Here is a 15,783-nt window from a genome sequence, read left to right on the forward strand (position 1 = left end):
AAATCGGATAATTCAAAAAAAGCATTGGACCATAAGTTTATAAGGTTTAGCACATGCATATTTTTAAGGCGATAATGCGTATTTTTAACAAATATTCTAAATCCCCTTGACGAAAACATCCCTTTTTGACTATATAATTGTGGGCGCAGGAGCAGCCGGGCTTATGTTGGCAGATGCTATGGGCAGAGATGCCTTTTTTGCCGACAAATCGATTTTACTCGTAGACAAGGATGCCAAACGAAATAACGATCGCACATGGTGCTTTTGGGAAAATGGGGAAGGCAGGTTTGATGCGATAGTGCATAAAAAATGGAACCATATCTATTTTGGTGGTCAAAATTTCTCCAAACGATTCAATATTACACCTTATGTGTATAAAATGATCAAGGGGGTTGACTTTTACACTGATTATCTTGAGCGTATAACAGCATACCCCAATATTGAATTTAGACAAGAGACCGTACAAGATATCGACGATACGCTCGGGAAGATAATGATGACAACCGATAAGGGCCAGTATGTCGCCAAAAAAGCTTTCAACAGCCTATTCAATTATGGTATGGCCACTTTTCAAAACAGATATCCCGTACTGCAACAGCATTTTTTAGGTTGGTTCGTCAAAACCAAAAAACCTGTTTTTAAAACTGATGAGGTGACTTATATGGATTTCTCTATTCCGCAAAAAGGAAATACCAGATTCATGTATGTGCTCCCTTTTTCAGAAACTGAAGCTCTTGTGGAATATACTTTGTTCTCCGAACAAACCCTACATCAACTGGAATATGAAAAAGCCATTGAACATTATTTGAACACCAACCTAAACTGTACCGAATTTGAAATTTTGGAAAAGGAAAAAGGGAGTATTCCCATGACCTGTTATGATTTTAAAGGATACCACACCAAAAATATGCGCTTTATCGGTACCGCAGGCGGATGGGCGAAACCAAGTACCGGATATACGTTTATGAGTACCGCAAAAAAAACACCTGTACTGTTAGAACACATAAAAACCGGGAAATCCCTACAAAAACTCAATTTTAAGAATCGATTTTGGCAATATGACCTACTGTTCTTGGATGTGCTTAAAAGGGATAATGGCAAAGGACATGTTATTTTCGAGAAACTGTTCAAGAACAGAAAACCACAATTGGTTTTCAAGTTTTTGGATGAGGAAACCAATTTTTTGGAAGAGCTGTACTACATGTGGGGAAGTCCCAAAATACCCTTTACCAAAGCCCTATGGAAAAGGGTTTTACTACGTTTTTACATGGCCGTACGTAACCCAAGACAGGCTTTGACTATACTTTTCTGCGCATAAGGTTTTTTCCGAACGTTTTGAGCAATGCTTTCTTTTCATCGGGCAACTTCAGGTCTTGCAGTACTTTAAAGGCTTTTTCGGTATAGTGTTCTATTTTATTTTGCGTAAGATCGGCCGAACCACTTTCCAAAAATATGTCTTTTACATTTGCTACTTTGGCAGATGGGTCTTTGGGCGATAGCGAAAATAGGTCCAACAGTTCTTTTCTCTGCCGTTGTGTGCCCAACTCCAATGCTTTTAAATACAAATAGGTCTTTTTATTCACGATGATATCCCCTCCTACTTGTTTCCCAAAAGTTTTTGGATCACCAAAAGCATCCAAATAATCATCCTGTAATTGAAAGGCGATACCTAGATTAAGCCCAAAATCATAAATTTTCTCCTGCTCATTTTCTGATGCGTTTGCTATGATGGCTCCCATTTTCAAAGCTGCAGCAACTAAAACCGCTGTTTTATATTCGATCATTTTCAAATATTCGGGTACGGTTACATCATCCCTGGTCTCAAAATCCACATCATATTGTTGGCCTTCGCAGACCTCGATAGCGGTTTTACTGAATAACTTGGCCAGATGCCTAAACGTTTCGCCCCTGTAGTTTTCAAAGAGTTGATAGGCATTTATCAACATGGCATCCCCGGAAAGGATTCCGGTATTTACGTCCCACTTTTCATGTACGGTGGGTTTACCGCGACGCAAGGGAGCATCATCCATAATATCATCATGTACTAAAGAAAAATTATGGAAAACCTCTACCGCCAGTGCGGCATCCATGGCATTTTTATAATCCGTTCCAAAAATTTCGGCAGAGAGCAATGTCAACACAGGTCTTAATCGCTTGCCCCCAAGACTTAGGATATACGTGATGGGCTCGTATAGGTTCTTAGGTTGTTTGGTTTCGGTCTTTTGTTCCAGATAGCCTATAAACTCTTTTCTATAATATTCTATGGTATGCATATTGGGCAATTTTTTACCAAAAATACGTCCATTTTGTCAAATTCCTTTTTAGGCTATCCCTATTGTCGTAAATAAAAAACAATGAAAATGCAATAGTTTTGAAATGTACCGTCTTTATTTATGAAGACCTATAGAATAGCCAGTAATGGTTTCAGACAAACGACCCGATAATAACATAAATATTTTCTTTAAGGAAGAATATAATTCGCTTAAGGGCTATGTGCGTTCAAAAATTACGCATACCACCGAAAGTGATGCAGAAGATATTATCCAAGATGTGGCCCTGAGAATTTTTTCTAGACCCGCTGATGCATTACCCATTCAAAATATAGGCGGTTTTGTGTACAACGCCATAAAAAACAAAATCATTGATACAATGCGGGCCAAAAAAGAAAGAATATATGATGAAAGCGCCTTGGAACAGTTATGGACAGAGTTTGCCGAAATGTTCTACGGGGATATGCCCAAAGAATATCCCGAAAAACTAAAGGAAAAGCTCAAAGAGGCCATTACGGCACTAAAACCACCGTACCGTGATATTATAGTGGCCGTGGATTTTGAGGGCTATACCTATCGTGAAATATCAGAAGAAACAGGAATCCCACCAGGCACGCTAATGTCAAGAAGACACCGTGCCATGTCATTATTACTCAAAAAATTGGAAACTAAAAAAGAACTATAAAAATCACAATTATGGAATATAAAGAGCAAGTTGAAAAACGTGTGGAACAAAAAGTAAAATTTATCGTAACCAAGGTAGTCAAGGTACTATTCTTCATTATACTAGGATTGGCCCTTGCCTTTTTGATAGGTTATGTGGTTATGCGATTATGGAATTGGTTGATGCCCGAACTATTTGGATTGCCGTCTATAGGATATTGGCAAGCCGTAGGTATGCTGATCTTGGCCAAAATCTTTTTCGGCTTTGGTAGCGGCAGCGGTCCCGGAAAAAATACAAGATCAAAAAACAAACCTAGATATAAAAGATGTGGTTCGTTACGAAAGGATTTTACTGACTGGAAACACTACGATGAGTTTTGGGCAACAGAAGGCGAAAGGGCCTACAAACAATATTTGGAAAGAAAAGAACAAAAAAATGAAACTCATGGTGACCGATAAAAACAGTACAGGCAAAAGAAAATACAATTACCATCACAAATTTTTCTTTTGGAATTTAAACGACACGAATAAACGTGAATTGGATAATGGTGTTACAACCGGTGAAAATCCCAATACTGAAAATCAAATATAAGGGTATGTTAAAAAATTGTAAAACTTAGGAAACTTTTATTGTTTTAAAAGTTTCCATGCTTACATTTGTGCCCGCTATGAAAGAGAAAATTTTAGAGAAAGCCACTGATATGTTCTTGAACCTAGGGTTCAAAAGCGTTACTATGGATGATTTGGCCAATGAAATGGGAATTTCCAAAAAGACCATATATACGCACTATGCGAATAAGACCAGGTTGGTCGAAGACAGTACTTCGCACTTGTTATGCAGTATCTCTAACGGAATAGACCATATATGCGCATTACAAAAAAACCCGATCGAAGAGCTCTACGAGATCAAAAAATTCGTGATGCTGCATCTTAAAGATGAGAAATCCTCTCCCCAATATCAATTGCAAAAATATTACCCCATGGTATACGGCATGATGAGGGAGCGCCAATACGAATTAATGGAAGACTGCGTGCTAGATAATATCAGAAAGGGGATGGAGCAAGGTATTTACAGGAACAATCTCAACGTAGATTTTGTTGCCCGTATTTATTTTACCGGTGTAACCAGCATCAAAGACCAAAAATTGTTCCCTATCAATACATTTCCGATCACATCTTTGATGGATGAATATCTGGAATACCACCTAAGAGGCATAGTCACCCCAAAAGGAAGAAAAATATTAAACAACATCATCAACTCAAACCAAGAATAAATGCGACATTATTTTTTACCTGTCATCGCCATATTCATATCGGCTTTTGGTCATTCTCAAGAACAGCAGCAAGAAAACACAAACAGTTTTACCTTACAGGAAGCCATCGCTTTTGCCCTGGACAATAACTACAGTGCCATCAATGCGGAACGTGATGTGGTCGATGCCCAAAAGCAAAAATGGGAAACCATCGCCTCCGGGCTCCCACAGATAAGTGGTGCGGTCAATTATCAAAACCAATTGATACAGCCTATTGCACAATTCCCATCTATTTTGGTACCCGAAGAATTTCTACCTCCCGGGGCAGTGAGAGATCCTAATACTTTTGTCCCCATAGTCTTCGGCCAGCCACAACAAATTATCGCCACGGCAACACTGCGACAGCAAATCTTTGACGGCTCTTATATCGTTGGCGTTCAGGCAACCAAATCATTTTTGAGCTATAGTGCCAACAATAAGGAAAAAACGCAACTAGAGGTTAGAAAAGCGGTAACGGAATCTTACGGCAATGTGCTCTTGGCACAGGAAAGCGTCTCTATCTTGGAAAAGAACAAGGCCAATCTAGAAAAAAATCTTTTTGAGACTACAAAAATCTATGAAAATGGTCTGGGTGACGAGGAAAGTGTAGAACAGTTGCAAATTACGCTATCCAACGTAGAGAACCAACTCAAGAATGCGGTGCGCCTAAAGAGCATAACCTTACAAATGTTGAATTTGGTCATGGGGATAGCCATAGATGCCCCGACCAAGCTAGAAGAAGATTTGGACAACCTTACCCGTGAACAAATAGACCTGAACCTTATCGAAGCTGAATTTCAGATTGAAAACAATGTTGACTTCAAATTGGCCACTAATCTAAATGAACAACGCTACTTTGAATGGAAACTGGCCAAAAGCCGTGCACTTCCCACTTTAAATGCATTCGTAAATTATGGTGCCAACTCTTTTGGGGAAGGTTTTGATTTTTTGGATAACGGTCAAGAGTGGTTTGAGTCCTCTATCTTTGGTGTAGACCTTAATATCCCCATTTTTAGCTCATTAAAAAGAAGTGCCAGTACCCAGCGTGCAAAAATTGCTTTGGAAAAAGCAAAAACACAACTGCAAGAGGCCGAAGAAAGAATACGGTTACAACTTGAAAATGCCAAAAGTGAATATATTTTGGCCATTGAACAATATGAAACCGCAAAGCAAAACCTAGGATTGGCAGAGCGTATCGAAAATAAGAATCAGACCAAGTATTTCGAGGGCATTGGTAGCAGTTTTGAATTGCGACAGGCCCAAACACAACTATATGACGCGCAACAAGGCTATTTGCAATCCATGGTAGAGGTCATCAACAAAAAAACGGAACTGGAAACGATAATGAATCAATAGTAGTGTATTGGTCTATAAGTTGGAAGTTCATGAACGATAACGATTTTGGATTTTTATCCGATGGGGATGACAAGAATATTAGAACATCAATAACAGAAATCACGGCCATGTTTAGATGGTTTGCAAAAAACACAAATACATTCACGACAACAAATAAAAGTATAAACTAATCCACTTATAAACTATCACGCAATGAAAAACATACTTTATCTATTAGGCATAACTATACTCCTCCATGCTTGTGGAGGTTCTGGGGAAACGTCTGTCGAAGACCTAGTTTCCCAAGGGGATTTGGAGACCCTAAGGGCCAAAAAAAGTGAAATTTCCGAAAAGCAGAAAGCATTGGAAACCCAGATAAAACAGTTAGATTCGGCCATAGCTGCAAAAACCGGTGAAGGTAATCTACCGCTGGTCACGACCATTACAGCAAAAGCCGATACGTTTGATCATTTTCTGGAATTACAGGGAGACGTGAAGACCAAACAAAATGTATTGATATACCCCGAAATGGCCGGCACCTTATATCGTGTGTATGTAAAAGAAGGTCAAAAAGTTTCTAAAGGTCAATTATTGGCCGCCATTGATGACGGTGGTATGGGGAGCCAATTGGCCCAGCTCAAGACACAGGCCCAATTGGCCAAGACCACTTTTGAGCGTCAAAAACGTTTGTGGGAACAAAAAATAGGTTCTGAAATTCAATATTTGCAGGCAAAAACCAATTACGAGGCTACAGAAAGTGCGGTAAAACAGGCACAGAGCCAATTGGGAAAATCTACCATCAGGGCGCCGTTTTCCGGTATTATCGATGATGTTATAAAAGATCAGGGTACCGTGGTAGCACCTGGCCCGGGCTCGGAAGTTTTTCGTATCGTCAACTTGTCCGATATGTATATTGAGGTTGACGTTCCCGAAACATACTTGGATGGTATAACGGTAGGGAAACAAGCCAAAGTGTACTTTCCGGTATTGGGAGATACCATTGATACTAAAGTTAGGCAAACGGGCAATTTTATAAGCCCAAGTAATAGGGCTTTTAGTGTTGAAATCCCGGTTCCGAACAAGAAAGGAAACATTAAACCCAACCTAACGGCCAAAGTAAACATCAACGATTATTCCAGTGACAATGCTATAGTCATTCCACAAAGTATCATTTCTGAAAATGCCGAAGGCGAACAGTATGTGTATGTGGCCAAGCCTGTTGAAGGCGAAAAACATGCTACGATTGCCAAGCGTATTGTAACCACGGGGAAAACACAGGGAAGCAATGTTGAAATTTTATCCGGAATTTCAGATGGCGATTACCTTATCAAAGAAGGGGCAAGAAGCGTAAAAGATGGTCAAAAAGTGGAAATAAAAAATGGGTAGACGGTAGACGGTAGACGGTAGACGGTAGACGGTAGACGGTAGACGGTAGACGGTAGACGGTAGACGGTAGACGGTAGACGGTAGACGGTAGACGGTAGACGGTAGACAAAAATAAATTTTAAAACTCATCAACTTATAAACAAATCAAAAATGAGTAAGCAGAAAAAAAACGCCGATAAAGAATTTAAGCTATCCTCATGGGCAATAGACAACCCGTCTGTAATCTATGTCATGATTGCTATTTTCTTGTGGATAGGCTTTTCGGCATATCAAGCTATGCCCCGTGAGGATTTTCCCGAAATCGTTGAGACCAAAGTATATATAAGCACCCCTTACCCGGGCAACACCGCAGAAGACATAGAACGCTTGATTACCGATCCGTTAGAGGATAGGCTCAAAAACGTAAGTAACGTTGTTGAAATCACTTCTACATCCCAAGAGGACTATTCTATCATTACCGTTGAGTTTGATGAGGAACTTTCGGTTGAACAAGCCAAACAAAAGGTCAAGGACGAAGTTGATGGTGAAAAAGCGGGCGAAGATTGGCCTACTTTTAACAATGCCAAGGTAGAGCCCAATGTTTTTGACTTAAACCTGTCGGAATCCTTTCCGATCATGAACATCAATTTTACGGGGGATTATCCGGTAGAAAAGCTAAAGGAGTTTGCAGAGTACTTACAGGACGAAATCGAGGACCTCTCAGAGATTAAGGAAGTCAGTATTCGCGGTGCACAGGAAAAGGAAGTTGAAGTTGCCGTGGATGTCTATAAAATGATGGCCGCGAAAGTCAGTTTTCAAGATGTAATAGGCGCCATAAGCAATGGCAACATGACCATGTCGGCCGGTAATATCAGAAGTGACGAACAGCGTAGGACCATACGTGTTTTGGGAGAAATCAAAGACCCACAACAACTGAACGATTTTGTGGTAAAATCGGAAAACGGTGCGATATACCTTCGTGATATTGCAAAAGTCAGTTTTTCGGAAGAGGACAAGACTACCTATGCCCGGGAGTTTGGCGAAAGTGTTGTAATGCTTGACGTAAAAAAGCGCTCCGGTAAAAATATGATCGAGGCTTCCCAAAAAATTAGGGCAATCGTAAAAGAGGCCCAGGCGGATTATTATCCGTCGGATTTAAAAATATCGATCGCCAACGATTCATCGGAAAGAACCTTGAACCAAGTAGACGACTTGGTGAACAATATTATTTTCGGGATTATCTTGGTAGTTACCGTATTGATGTTTTTCCTAGGCTTCCGGAACGCACTCTTTGTTGGTTTTGCCATACCTATGTCAATGTTCATGTCTTTCGCCATTCTCAACCTTTTTGGCTATACTTTGAATACGATGATTCTCTTTGGGATGATCATGGGTCTGGGGATGATGGTAGATAACGGTATCGTGGTCGTTGAGAACGTATACAGATTGATGGACGAGGGCATGTCCCGTACCGAAGCTGCAAAAAAAGGTATCGGTGAAATTGCATTCCCGATCATTATATCGACCCTTACCACGGTAGCGGCATTTGTGCCCTTAGGATTGTGGCCCGGTATTTTTGGGCAGTTTATGATATACTTCCCCATTACCCTATCCGTGGTATTGGGCTCATCATTGTTCGTGGCCATTTTTATGAACTCCATGTTGGTCTCCCAATTTATGGAAATCGGCGAAAAGGAATTAAAGGTAAAGCAGCTCATTCGCATTAGCGCCATATTGGGCGGACTTGGCCTGTTTATATTGCTATTTGGCGGTGCTATGCGAGGTCTGGGTACCGTTATGATACTTACGGCCATCATGTTCTGGGTGTACAAGTATGTTTTAAAACGATGGGCTTTGCGTTTTCAAAAAAACACCATGGTACGTTTTGAAAATTGGTACGAACGTAGAATCGTACATGCCTTGCGCGGTAAAAACGTATACTGGTATTTTAGTATTACCTTCTTTTTGTTGATTGCCGTATTTATGCTTTTCGGGGCATCGATCGGGGCGGGGCGCACAAAAATCGAATTCTTTCCAGATAATATTCCCAATGAAATCTATGCCTATATTGAATATCCCGAAGGCACGTCCATAGAAAAGACCAATAAAATCACCAAAGAAATTGAAAAAAGGGTGTACGAAGTGGTCAAGCAGGATAAATACCAATCGCCAACAGGTGAAAATTATCTAGTGGAGTCCGCCGTTTCGCAAGTTGGTGAAGGTGCGGGAAACCCGCAGACCGATGGCGGTTCGTCCGCAGAAATGCCCCACCGTGGCAAAGTCACCGTCTCTATGCAAGAGTTCAAATACAGGAACGGGTTGGACACTGAAGACCTGAGAAAGGAAATTCAGGAAGCGCTCACGGGAATATACCCCGGTGTGGCAATTTCAGTCGAGAAAGATGCCGCCGGACCGCCTGCAGGATATCCCATAAATATTGAGTTGGAAGGTAAAGATTATGCCGAGCTCATTAATACGGCCGAGGATATCCGAAATTTTATCAATACCAAAAATATTGCAGGTATCGAGGAACTTAAGATAGATGTAAATAAAAGTAAACCCTCGATGCAAGTGGTCGTAGACCGTGAAAAAGCCGGGGAACTTGGCGTTGGCGTTGGCCAGGTAGGGCAACAATTGCGCAGGTCGCTATTTGGTGAAAAGGCAGGGGTCTATAAGGTAGATGGTGAGGATTATGATATCAATGTTCGTTTTAACGAGGATATCCGCTATGATAAAAATGCGCTGTTCAATCAAAATATCATTTTCAGAGATCCGGCCAACGGGCAGATCAAGGAAATTCCTGTCGCCGCCGTTGCCACACAAAAAAATTCTTCGGGCTTTAGTGCCATAAAGCACCGTGACAAGAAAAGGGTGGTAACCGTATACTCGGGATTAAAGCCAGGTTTTAGCGATGCGGGTGCTATTGTTGCCGAAATCCAAAAAGAAATGGAAAACTATAAAGGGCTGCCTGAGGATATAAAAATCGATTTTACGGGACAGATCGAGGAACAGAACAAACAAATGCAGTTCTTGGTAGGGGCCTTCTTTTCGGGTCTTGGCCTGATTATGCTGATTTTGATATTTCAATTTGGCGGTATTTCCAAACCCTTGATTATCATGATCGCCATTTTCTTAAGTTTCATAGGGGTTTTTGGTGGCTTGATGTTGACCGGTTGGTCATTCGTCATCATGATGACCATGATGGGTATCATATCCCTTGCGGGTATTGTAGTGAACAATGGCGTAGTACTGCTAGATTATACCCAGATTCTCATTGACCGTAAAAAAGTGGAATTGAATATGGACGATAAGGACTTATTGTCTATGGAGCAAGTGACCGAAATTATTACCCGAGGTGGTAAGGCAAGGCTACGGCCCGTGATATTGACGGCCATCACTACGGTCCTGGGGTTGATACCATTGGCGATAGGGTTGAACATTGATTTTTTCTCGCTATTCTCGGAGTTTGACCCAAAAATTTACATCGGTGGGGATAATGTGATTTTCTGGGGACCTTTGGCATGGACGGTAATCTTTGGTCTGATCGTGGCCACTTTCCTTACCCTGATCATTGTTCCCGTATTGTTCAACATTGTGTACCGTATTAAAATTGGTTTGCGTAAAGGCAAAAAGAAAGTAAAAGAGGATATTTTGGATACGGCGGCCTAAAACGGAAAACTCAAATAATGATAGATGGCTTACCAAACTGGATAAATTGGGCATTCATAGCAACATTTTTCGTAACTATAGCTCTTTTTCATCTTGCGAACGGCAGGTCAAAAAAATTAAGCCTTTTTATTGTTGTTTGGAGCTTGTTTCATGCTGTTTTGGCGTATAACGGGTTTTACAACAAAACAGATTTGTTTCCGCCCAGGTTTCTTTTGGTGTTGATACCCTCGTTATCGTTTCTGATATTTGGTCTTTTAAAGAAGAATCGAGAGCAGATACTAGCCAAAAGGAATATTAGGGCCAGTACGTTTTTGCATGTTATAAGAATACCGGTCGAAATCATGCTCTTTTATTTGTATCTCTATAAAACAATGCCTCAACTAATGACGTTCGAGGGGCGTAATTTTGATATTATTGCAGGTATATTGGCCCTTGTATCCGGTATTCTTTTTTACGTAAAGAGCGTAGGGAAAACATTTTTACTCGTTTTTAACGGTATAGGGTTGCTCCTTATCTTATTTGTGTTTGTCAACGGTATTTTATCTAGCGAGTTACCTATTCAAATGTTCGCCTTTGATCAACCTACAAAAGCATTGGAATATTTTCCGTTCGTTTTGCTCCCCGCCACCATCGTGCCCATTGTAATATATACCCATATCATAGACCTGATATTGTTGATGAGGAAAGTTTAAATTAAAACGAAAATCTTACAATGGGAGCAAATGTAAGACTCTCGACGCCTATGAAGCTATAAAAAATTTGGCCTCGAACTCCTATTGACACATAATCTTTTAAAGGAAACATATAATCCAAAGCAGCAAAAGCACCGCCATCATCAACAACTCCCCCTGTATCATTTATACTTGCCACAATAGCCTGATCAAACTCATTGAAAGAAACAAAAGTAAAAGTTTCAAAATGTTGATAGATAAATAGCCCAACAGAAAGATTTAGATTTTTGTTAAATCTCCTCCTAAAATGAACGGTGTAGTGGCGAACTTCTCGACGCAATCTAAAATCTTGAAAAGAAAGCAACGTCGGGATGCCGTTCTCTACGGGAACAATATTAATAAAGTCTGGGCCTTCTACAAGCTGAACAGATTCATAAAAGCCTTGATCTGTAACTCTACGGGTAGCGGCATGTTGAGCATAACCAATACCTATGTAGTCAGTATCAGAAATTTTATAATCCAAGGAAAATTCCAAACGAGGTCCAATATTTGGCGTTTCGTAATCATTTTCAAATGGAGAGCTAAAACTCAAGGTGGATGTGTATTCACTGTATAACATGCCATAGCCCAGCATAAATTGAAACTTATCTTCTTGTGAATACAAAGAATGTAATGATAAAACGTAAATTAAAACAATCAATGAAAGTTTGCGCTGCATTGAATTAGGTATAAATTTTATTAAAAGCGTTTTCCAATCAATAATCCCACGAATATATGATTGGCCAAAATGGGTTCAGTAAATAATATTCTTGAAGAAATATCGGATAAGCTATGCACATCCACACCAATGTTGAGCCCATACTTCCATCTATAATAATAGGAGAGGCCTAAGTTGAGAAAAGCTTCGTCTACGGTTTCTTGGCGTATTTCCGTATCTAAATCTATAATCTCATTAGTTTCGATGTCAAACGAAAAAGAAGTTATGTCCTGTGTCAAAGATTCTGAAGTGTAATAACCGATCCCTGCACTGGCCCCAAAAAAATGTCGTTGTTTGTTGATAAAAGCAAAATATGCTTTTATCCCAGCAGCATAAATCTCAATCTTACCAGGCTCAAAAAGACCTACATCTGCACCTATTGGGCCTAAACGCCTTTTAAGTTCATCGGCATCCTCAAAATAGCTGACAGTACTATTACCACTTGCTCGCGATAAAAATACATCCAGAACAAAACTTTTACCCAAGTTGCGCTGATAGCCCAAATTAATACCAAATCTATTTTCGCGGTTTCCCATATCCCACAAAGTAGGGTGGCCAGCACTTATGTAAACAGCATTCTTCTCCGAAAAACTATTTGTTTGTGAAAACAGTCCAAACGTTGCAAGAAGAAAAAAAATAGATATATATTTCATAATTTAAATTTGATAGTTCCAGAGGCCAAAAATGAGCCTCTGGAATCTTATATTAGTAAAATTGTACTCTTTATTAGTGCAGCTTGGTATAAAAATGATTAAAAAAGTAAAAGAATTTTTCATTGGGACTGGTCTTTTTGTTCCAGTATCGTCCTTTATAGAATCTCGTTTCAGGATATAAATCATTAGATCCCACTATAGACACTAAAGCTAATTTTCTTGAAATAGGAAATTTGGTTCTAAATTTTGAAGCTCCAACCTTAACTTTAACTTTATAGGATATTGACCCTTCGACTTTAGGTACTATCTTACCATCTTTAATTTCTGCGCCAACTTTAGCCGTCAATTCTGCTTCTTGGCTTGCTTTCAAATGATGGTTAGTGAAAATAGCAATCATTTGTTCGGCCTCGGTCATATTCCAATCCTCATCGAATACAGCCTTATAATCATGCCACCAACCCCTCTTGTCTCCTTTCATTCTATATTTAGTTTTAAAAAAATTAAATACCCTAGCCCCAGAAAATATCTTACCATCAACAACGGTTGGGTTACCATCTAATGAACCTCGCTTCACTTCTAATTTTAAGTGTGTTCTTCCAAAGCCACCCCAACCGGAATTCTTTGTCCCAAATTGCATCATCCTTGTAGATAAGATATCTTCTTCCTTTATACTAGCTGGATTTACATTGTAAGGCAATAATTTTGGCCCGCCATTATATGGTGGGGGCAAATCATCATCTCCAATTGGTATTGGGAACACTTCTGCGAAATCACATGGTCTTCCGGGTATATCACAGTCGTCCATATAGCCTATTACGAGAACTTTATTTTCGTACAGATAATCATCATTTTGATAGCCTACTGATTGTAATTCTGGGCCACGACCTGTGTTGCTATTTATAACTCGATAGACTTCATTTGTTTCTGTATATTCTACAGGACTATACGTTAAAAACAATTCTTCAGATTTGAAAGACTTATCTGTTTTCTCACCAACGTCGTAAGGATAGTATAAATGTAACTCTTCATTTGCTAAAAGCTCTAATAAGTCATCGGCTGTTTTTTTTGAATTAGTCTCTCCTTTTCTGGCTACATTGTCAGGAATATTGTACTTTTCATATATTGCAAAGTATGCATCATTACTTCTATCCAGTTCATTTTTAAGCACTTCTTTTAAAGTTGAATTATCCCTAAACGAAGCAACAACGTTTTTCTCCAAAAAAGTTTTTTCACTCTTAGAAATCGTCTTTTCATTGCCTAGCATATATGATAACGATACTAATTCGCCGTAACGATCAACATTACGCATGCTAGATAACATTTCTTCCTGAACTTTTGTATTTGTCATAGCCTTTCCCAAAAGTAGAGTTACGTTTTTTAAAAACTCATCTTCTTGAATGGACGTGCCATTTGCGAATTCAGATTGATTATTGTCTATAATCTCTTCATTTTGGATTTCATTTTGACACGACCATATGAGTAAGGTCAAAATAAGTACAAATACTATCTTTATATTATATAATTTCATTAATTACATGTTTTAAATTCAAATTTTTTTAACGGTTCTTCTACGAGGAATCTTACCTTTGTAATCTTACCTCTGGTTGTAGTTGGCTCTATTTCATGGGCTTTCGTTTTTTAATGGTTAGACATCGCTTAGTATTAATCTTTAATCAACGTTACACCAGAGGTTTTTTTATATGACAAACTATGTAAACATAGTTTACAAGTACCTCAGATGAAATTGTTAAAGAAATCTAAAATTAACAAAAGAAATATAGAAACAGGGGAAATACACCTTACATGTTGTAAGGTTTAAGCCTTACTTTTTTGTAGGGGTATTATATAATACCTTTTTGTTTGGAAGCATGCAATAAATCTGCAATGCTAGGCTTATTCATATTGAATACTTTCGCAATTCGACGTTTTCTGGCCTCTATGCCCGACGTGGTCAAAGGAACGTAATTGGTAAGTTTATTCACCTTGACCCCTTTTGACAACAAGTAAAGTATCTTTCGGTCAATATCGTCCAAATTTAATTTTACACCCACATCTTGTTTAAAGAAATCTATCGTTGTTTGGCTATAGACATTGTTCCCTTTTAAGACTGCTACGATATCATTTTGAATACTTATAAAATCAATCTCGGATTTTATCAAAAGACCTTCCGGATTAATATATTTCAAAATCATATGAAGACGATGATTGCTAGTAAGGGAAGTAACCACTATAATCTTCGTCTTTGGCAAGTTTTTACGTAGCAAAATACCTAAACCCTCACCAGAGTTGCCCGCTAAATAATCTCCCGAACGCAGTCGGATGTCTAAAATAACAAGATGTAAATCATCATCAACCCCTAGAATAGCTTCTTTTGCACTGCTGAAATCATTGTAGATATCTAAATCAAAATTGCTAAAAGATGTATTGTTCGAAATATTTTCAAACACCAGACGGTAAGCGTCACATAGTAATGGTTCATCCTCGACAATTAATATGCTCGTTTTATCAATGTGTGCATTTTTAGATGATAGGGACATCAAAAACTATTTTGGTATTAACGATACATTGTAAAGTTAATGGACAACCCATTGAAAACAAAATATATTCGCTTGTAGAAATTACCAAATAGTCGTTTTCGCAATCGGCCCAAGGTTAAGATGTTTGCCCATGAAAAAAGGCCCGATAGTTAAACTATCGGACCTTTTCATATAATTAAGGAAAACTTTATTTATTCACGGCTACCGCCTCGCCATTGTTCCATTTGACCACACTGGCTATGGCATTGTTGTCATAATCAACCTCGGTTAGTTGTTGGCCTTTCCAAAAGAACCATTTTCCGGTCTTTACTCCATTAACATATTCGCCCATGGCGATTTTTTTACCTTGGGCATCATACATTTTCCATTTACCGTTAAGAGTTCCATTGAGAAAATATCCGGTTTGGGCAATGTTTCCGTTATCGTGAAAGTAGGTCGCCTCGACCATGTCCCCGTTTTTTTCAAATTTGGGTTCTATGTTTTGTGCTACAAGAGTTACCGTGCAAAAAAAAGCTGCCATCATTAGTATCTTTTTCATCATATCTGGGATTAAATTAAACTTCGTTATTTA

Annotated in this window: 15 protein-coding genes; 9 read left to right on the forward strand and 6 right to left on the reverse strand. The window is 39.1% G+C overall.

What is annotated here, in order from left to right; all coding sequences use genetic code 11:
- The first annotated feature begins 106 nt into the window (after positions 1–106).
- A complete protein-coding gene (locus HYG79_RS06990) occupies positions 107–1,318 on the forward strand; it encodes a lycopene cyclase family protein (protein ID WP_228027952.1) in 1,212 nt (403 codons plus the stop codon).
- Here the strand turns inward: HYG79_RS06990 and HYG79_RS06995 are convergent.
- On the reverse strand, positions 1,299–2,273 hold the full coding sequence (locus tag HYG79_RS06995; protein WP_179241395.1) for a polyprenyl synthetase family protein: 975 nt from the start codon (positions 2,271–2,273) through the stop codon (positions 1,299–1,301). The genes HYG79_RS06990 and HYG79_RS06995 overlap by 20 nt on opposite strands.
- Before the next feature lie 145 nt (positions 2,274–2,418).
- Between HYG79_RS06995 and HYG79_RS07000 the strand changes: the two genes are divergently transcribed.
- The 8 genes from HYG79_RS07000 to HYG79_RS07035 all read left to right on the forward strand — a co-directional run bounded on the left by HYG79_RS07000 (position 2,419) and on the right by HYG79_RS07035 (position 11,286).
- A complete protein-coding gene (locus HYG79_RS07000; protein ID WP_179241396.1) occupies positions 2,419–2,955 on the forward strand; it encodes an RNA polymerase sigma factor in 537 nt (178 codons plus the stop codon).
- A gap of 11 nt (positions 2,956–2,966) precedes the next feature.
- Positions 2,967–3,392 (forward strand): hypothetical protein, encoded by a 426-nt coding sequence (locus tag HYG79_RS07005; protein WP_179241397.1) that lies wholly within the window; start codon positions 2,967–2,969, stop codon positions 3,390–3,392.
- Between the two features lie 209 nt (positions 3,393–3,601).
- Complete coding sequence (locus HYG79_RS07010; protein ID WP_179241398.1) at positions 3,602–4,207, forward strand: TetR/AcrR family transcriptional regulator; 606 nt, start codon at positions 3,602–3,604, stop codon at positions 4,205–4,207.
- Complete coding sequence (locus HYG79_RS07015; protein WP_179241399.1) at positions 4,208–5,581, forward strand: TolC family protein; 1,374 nt, start codon at positions 4,208–4,210, stop codon at positions 5,579–5,581.
- Between the two features lie 29 nt (positions 5,582–5,610).
- Positions 5,611–5,751, forward strand: a complete 141-nt coding sequence (locus HYG79_RS07020; RefSeq protein WP_179241400.1) for a hypothetical protein — start codon at positions 5,611–5,613, stop codon at positions 5,749–5,751.
- Positions 5,752–5,773: 22 nt separating this feature from the next.
- Positions 5,774–6,946, forward strand: a complete 1,173-nt coding sequence (locus HYG79_RS07025; RefSeq protein ID WP_179241401.1) for an efflux RND transporter periplasmic adaptor subunit — start codon at positions 5,774–5,776, stop codon at positions 6,944–6,946.
- A gap of 150 nt (positions 6,947–7,096) precedes the next feature.
- Positions 7,097–10,594: an efflux RND transporter permease subunit gene (locus tag HYG79_RS07030; protein ID WP_179241402.1), complete on the forward strand. Its 3,498-nt coding sequence runs from the start codon at positions 7,097–7,099 to the stop codon at positions 10,592–10,594.
- 17 nt (positions 10,595–10,611) lie between these two features.
- Positions 10,612–11,286, forward strand: coding sequence for a hypothetical protein (locus HYG79_RS07035; protein ID WP_179241403.1), 675 nt, complete (start codon positions 10,612–10,614; stop codon positions 11,284–11,286).
- Position 11,287: 1 nt separating this feature from the next.
- Here the strand turns inward: HYG79_RS07035 and HYG79_RS07040 are convergent, their stop codons facing one another.
- The 5 genes from HYG79_RS07040 to HYG79_RS07060 form a co-directional block, all read right to left on the reverse strand.
- Positions 11,288–11,983, reverse strand: a complete 696-nt coding sequence (locus HYG79_RS07040) for a hypothetical protein (protein ID WP_179241404.1) — start codon at positions 11,981–11,983, stop codon at positions 11,288–11,290.
- Positions 11,984–12,003: 20 nt separating this feature from the next.
- A complete protein-coding gene (locus tag HYG79_RS07045) occupies positions 12,004–12,675 on the reverse strand; it encodes a hypothetical protein (RefSeq protein ID WP_179241405.1) in 672 nt (223 codons plus the stop codon).
- Between the two features lie 73 nt (positions 12,676–12,748).
- The gene (locus HYG79_RS07050) at positions 12,749–14,203 is read right to left on the reverse strand and encodes a hypothetical protein (RefSeq protein ID WP_179241406.1); all 1,455 of its coding nucleotides are present in this window, start codon (positions 14,201–14,203) and stop codon (positions 12,749–12,751) included.
- Positions 14,204–14,516: 313 nt separating this feature from the next.
- Positions 14,517–15,212: a response regulator gene (locus HYG79_RS07055; protein WP_179241407.1), complete on the reverse strand. Its 696-nt coding sequence runs from the start codon at positions 15,210–15,212 to the stop codon at positions 14,517–14,519.
- Between the two features lie 187 nt (positions 15,213–15,399).
- Positions 15,400–15,750 (reverse strand): toxin-antitoxin system YwqK family antitoxin, encoded by a 351-nt coding sequence (locus HYG79_RS07060; RefSeq protein WP_179241408.1) that lies wholly within the window; start codon positions 15,748–15,750, stop codon positions 15,400–15,402.
- Positions 15,751–15,783 lie beyond the last annotated feature (33 nt).

The organism is Costertonia aggregata, assembly GCF_013402795.1.
Lineage (GTDB): Bacteria > Bacteroidota > Bacteroidia > Flavobacteriales > Flavobacteriaceae > Costertonia > Costertonia aggregata.

Coding starts and splice junctions, on each gene's coding strand:
- HYG79_RS07010 (WP_179241398.1), top strand. CDS start 3,602: ATGAAAGAGAAAATTTTAGAGAAAGCCACTGATATGTTCTTGAACCTA.
- HYG79_RS07030 (WP_179241402.1), top strand. CDS start 7,097: ATGAGTAAGCAGAAAAAAAACGCCGATAAAGAATTTAAGCTATCCTCA.
- HYG79_RS07035 (WP_179241403.1), top strand. CDS start 10,612: ATGATAGATGGCTTACCAAACTGGATAAATTGGGCATTCATAGCAACA.
- HYG79_RS07040 (WP_179241404.1), bottom strand. CDS start 11,983: ATGCAGCGCAAACTTTCATTGATTGTTTTAATTTACGTTTTATCATTA.
- HYG79_RS07025 (WP_179241401.1), top strand. CDS start 5,774: ATGAAAAACATACTTTATCTATTAGGCATAACTATACTCCTCCATGCT.
- HYG79_RS07020 (WP_179241400.1), top strand. CDS start 5,611: ATGAACGATAACGATTTTGGATTTTTATCCGATGGGGATGACAAGAAT.
- HYG79_RS07050 (WP_179241406.1), bottom strand. CDS start 14,203: ATGAAATTATATAATATAAAGATAGTATTTGTACTTATTTTGACCTTA.
- HYG79_RS07045 (WP_179241405.1), bottom strand. CDS start 12,675: ATGAAATATATATCTATTTTTTTTCTTCTTGCAACGTTTGGACTGTTT.
- HYG79_RS07015 (WP_179241399.1), top strand. CDS start 4,208: ATGCGACATTATTTTTTACCTGTCATCGCCATATTCATATCGGCTTTT.
- HYG79_RS07005 (WP_179241397.1), top strand. CDS start 2,967: ATGGAATATAAAGAGCAAGTTGAAAAACGTGTGGAACAAAAAGTAAAA.
- HYG79_RS07060 (WP_179241408.1), bottom strand. CDS start 15,750: ATGAAAAAGATACTAATGATGGCAGCTTTTTTTTGCACGGTAACTCTT.
- HYG79_RS07055 (WP_179241407.1), bottom strand. CDS start 15,212: ATGTCCCTATCATCTAAAAATGCACACATTGATAAAACGAGCATATTA.
- HYG79_RS07000 (WP_179241396.1), top strand. CDS start 2,419: ATGGTTTCAGACAAACGACCCGATAATAACATAAATATTTTCTTTAAG.
- HYG79_RS06995 (WP_179241395.1), bottom strand. CDS start 2,273: ATGCATACCATAGAATATTATAGAAAAGAGTTTATAGGCTATCTGGAA.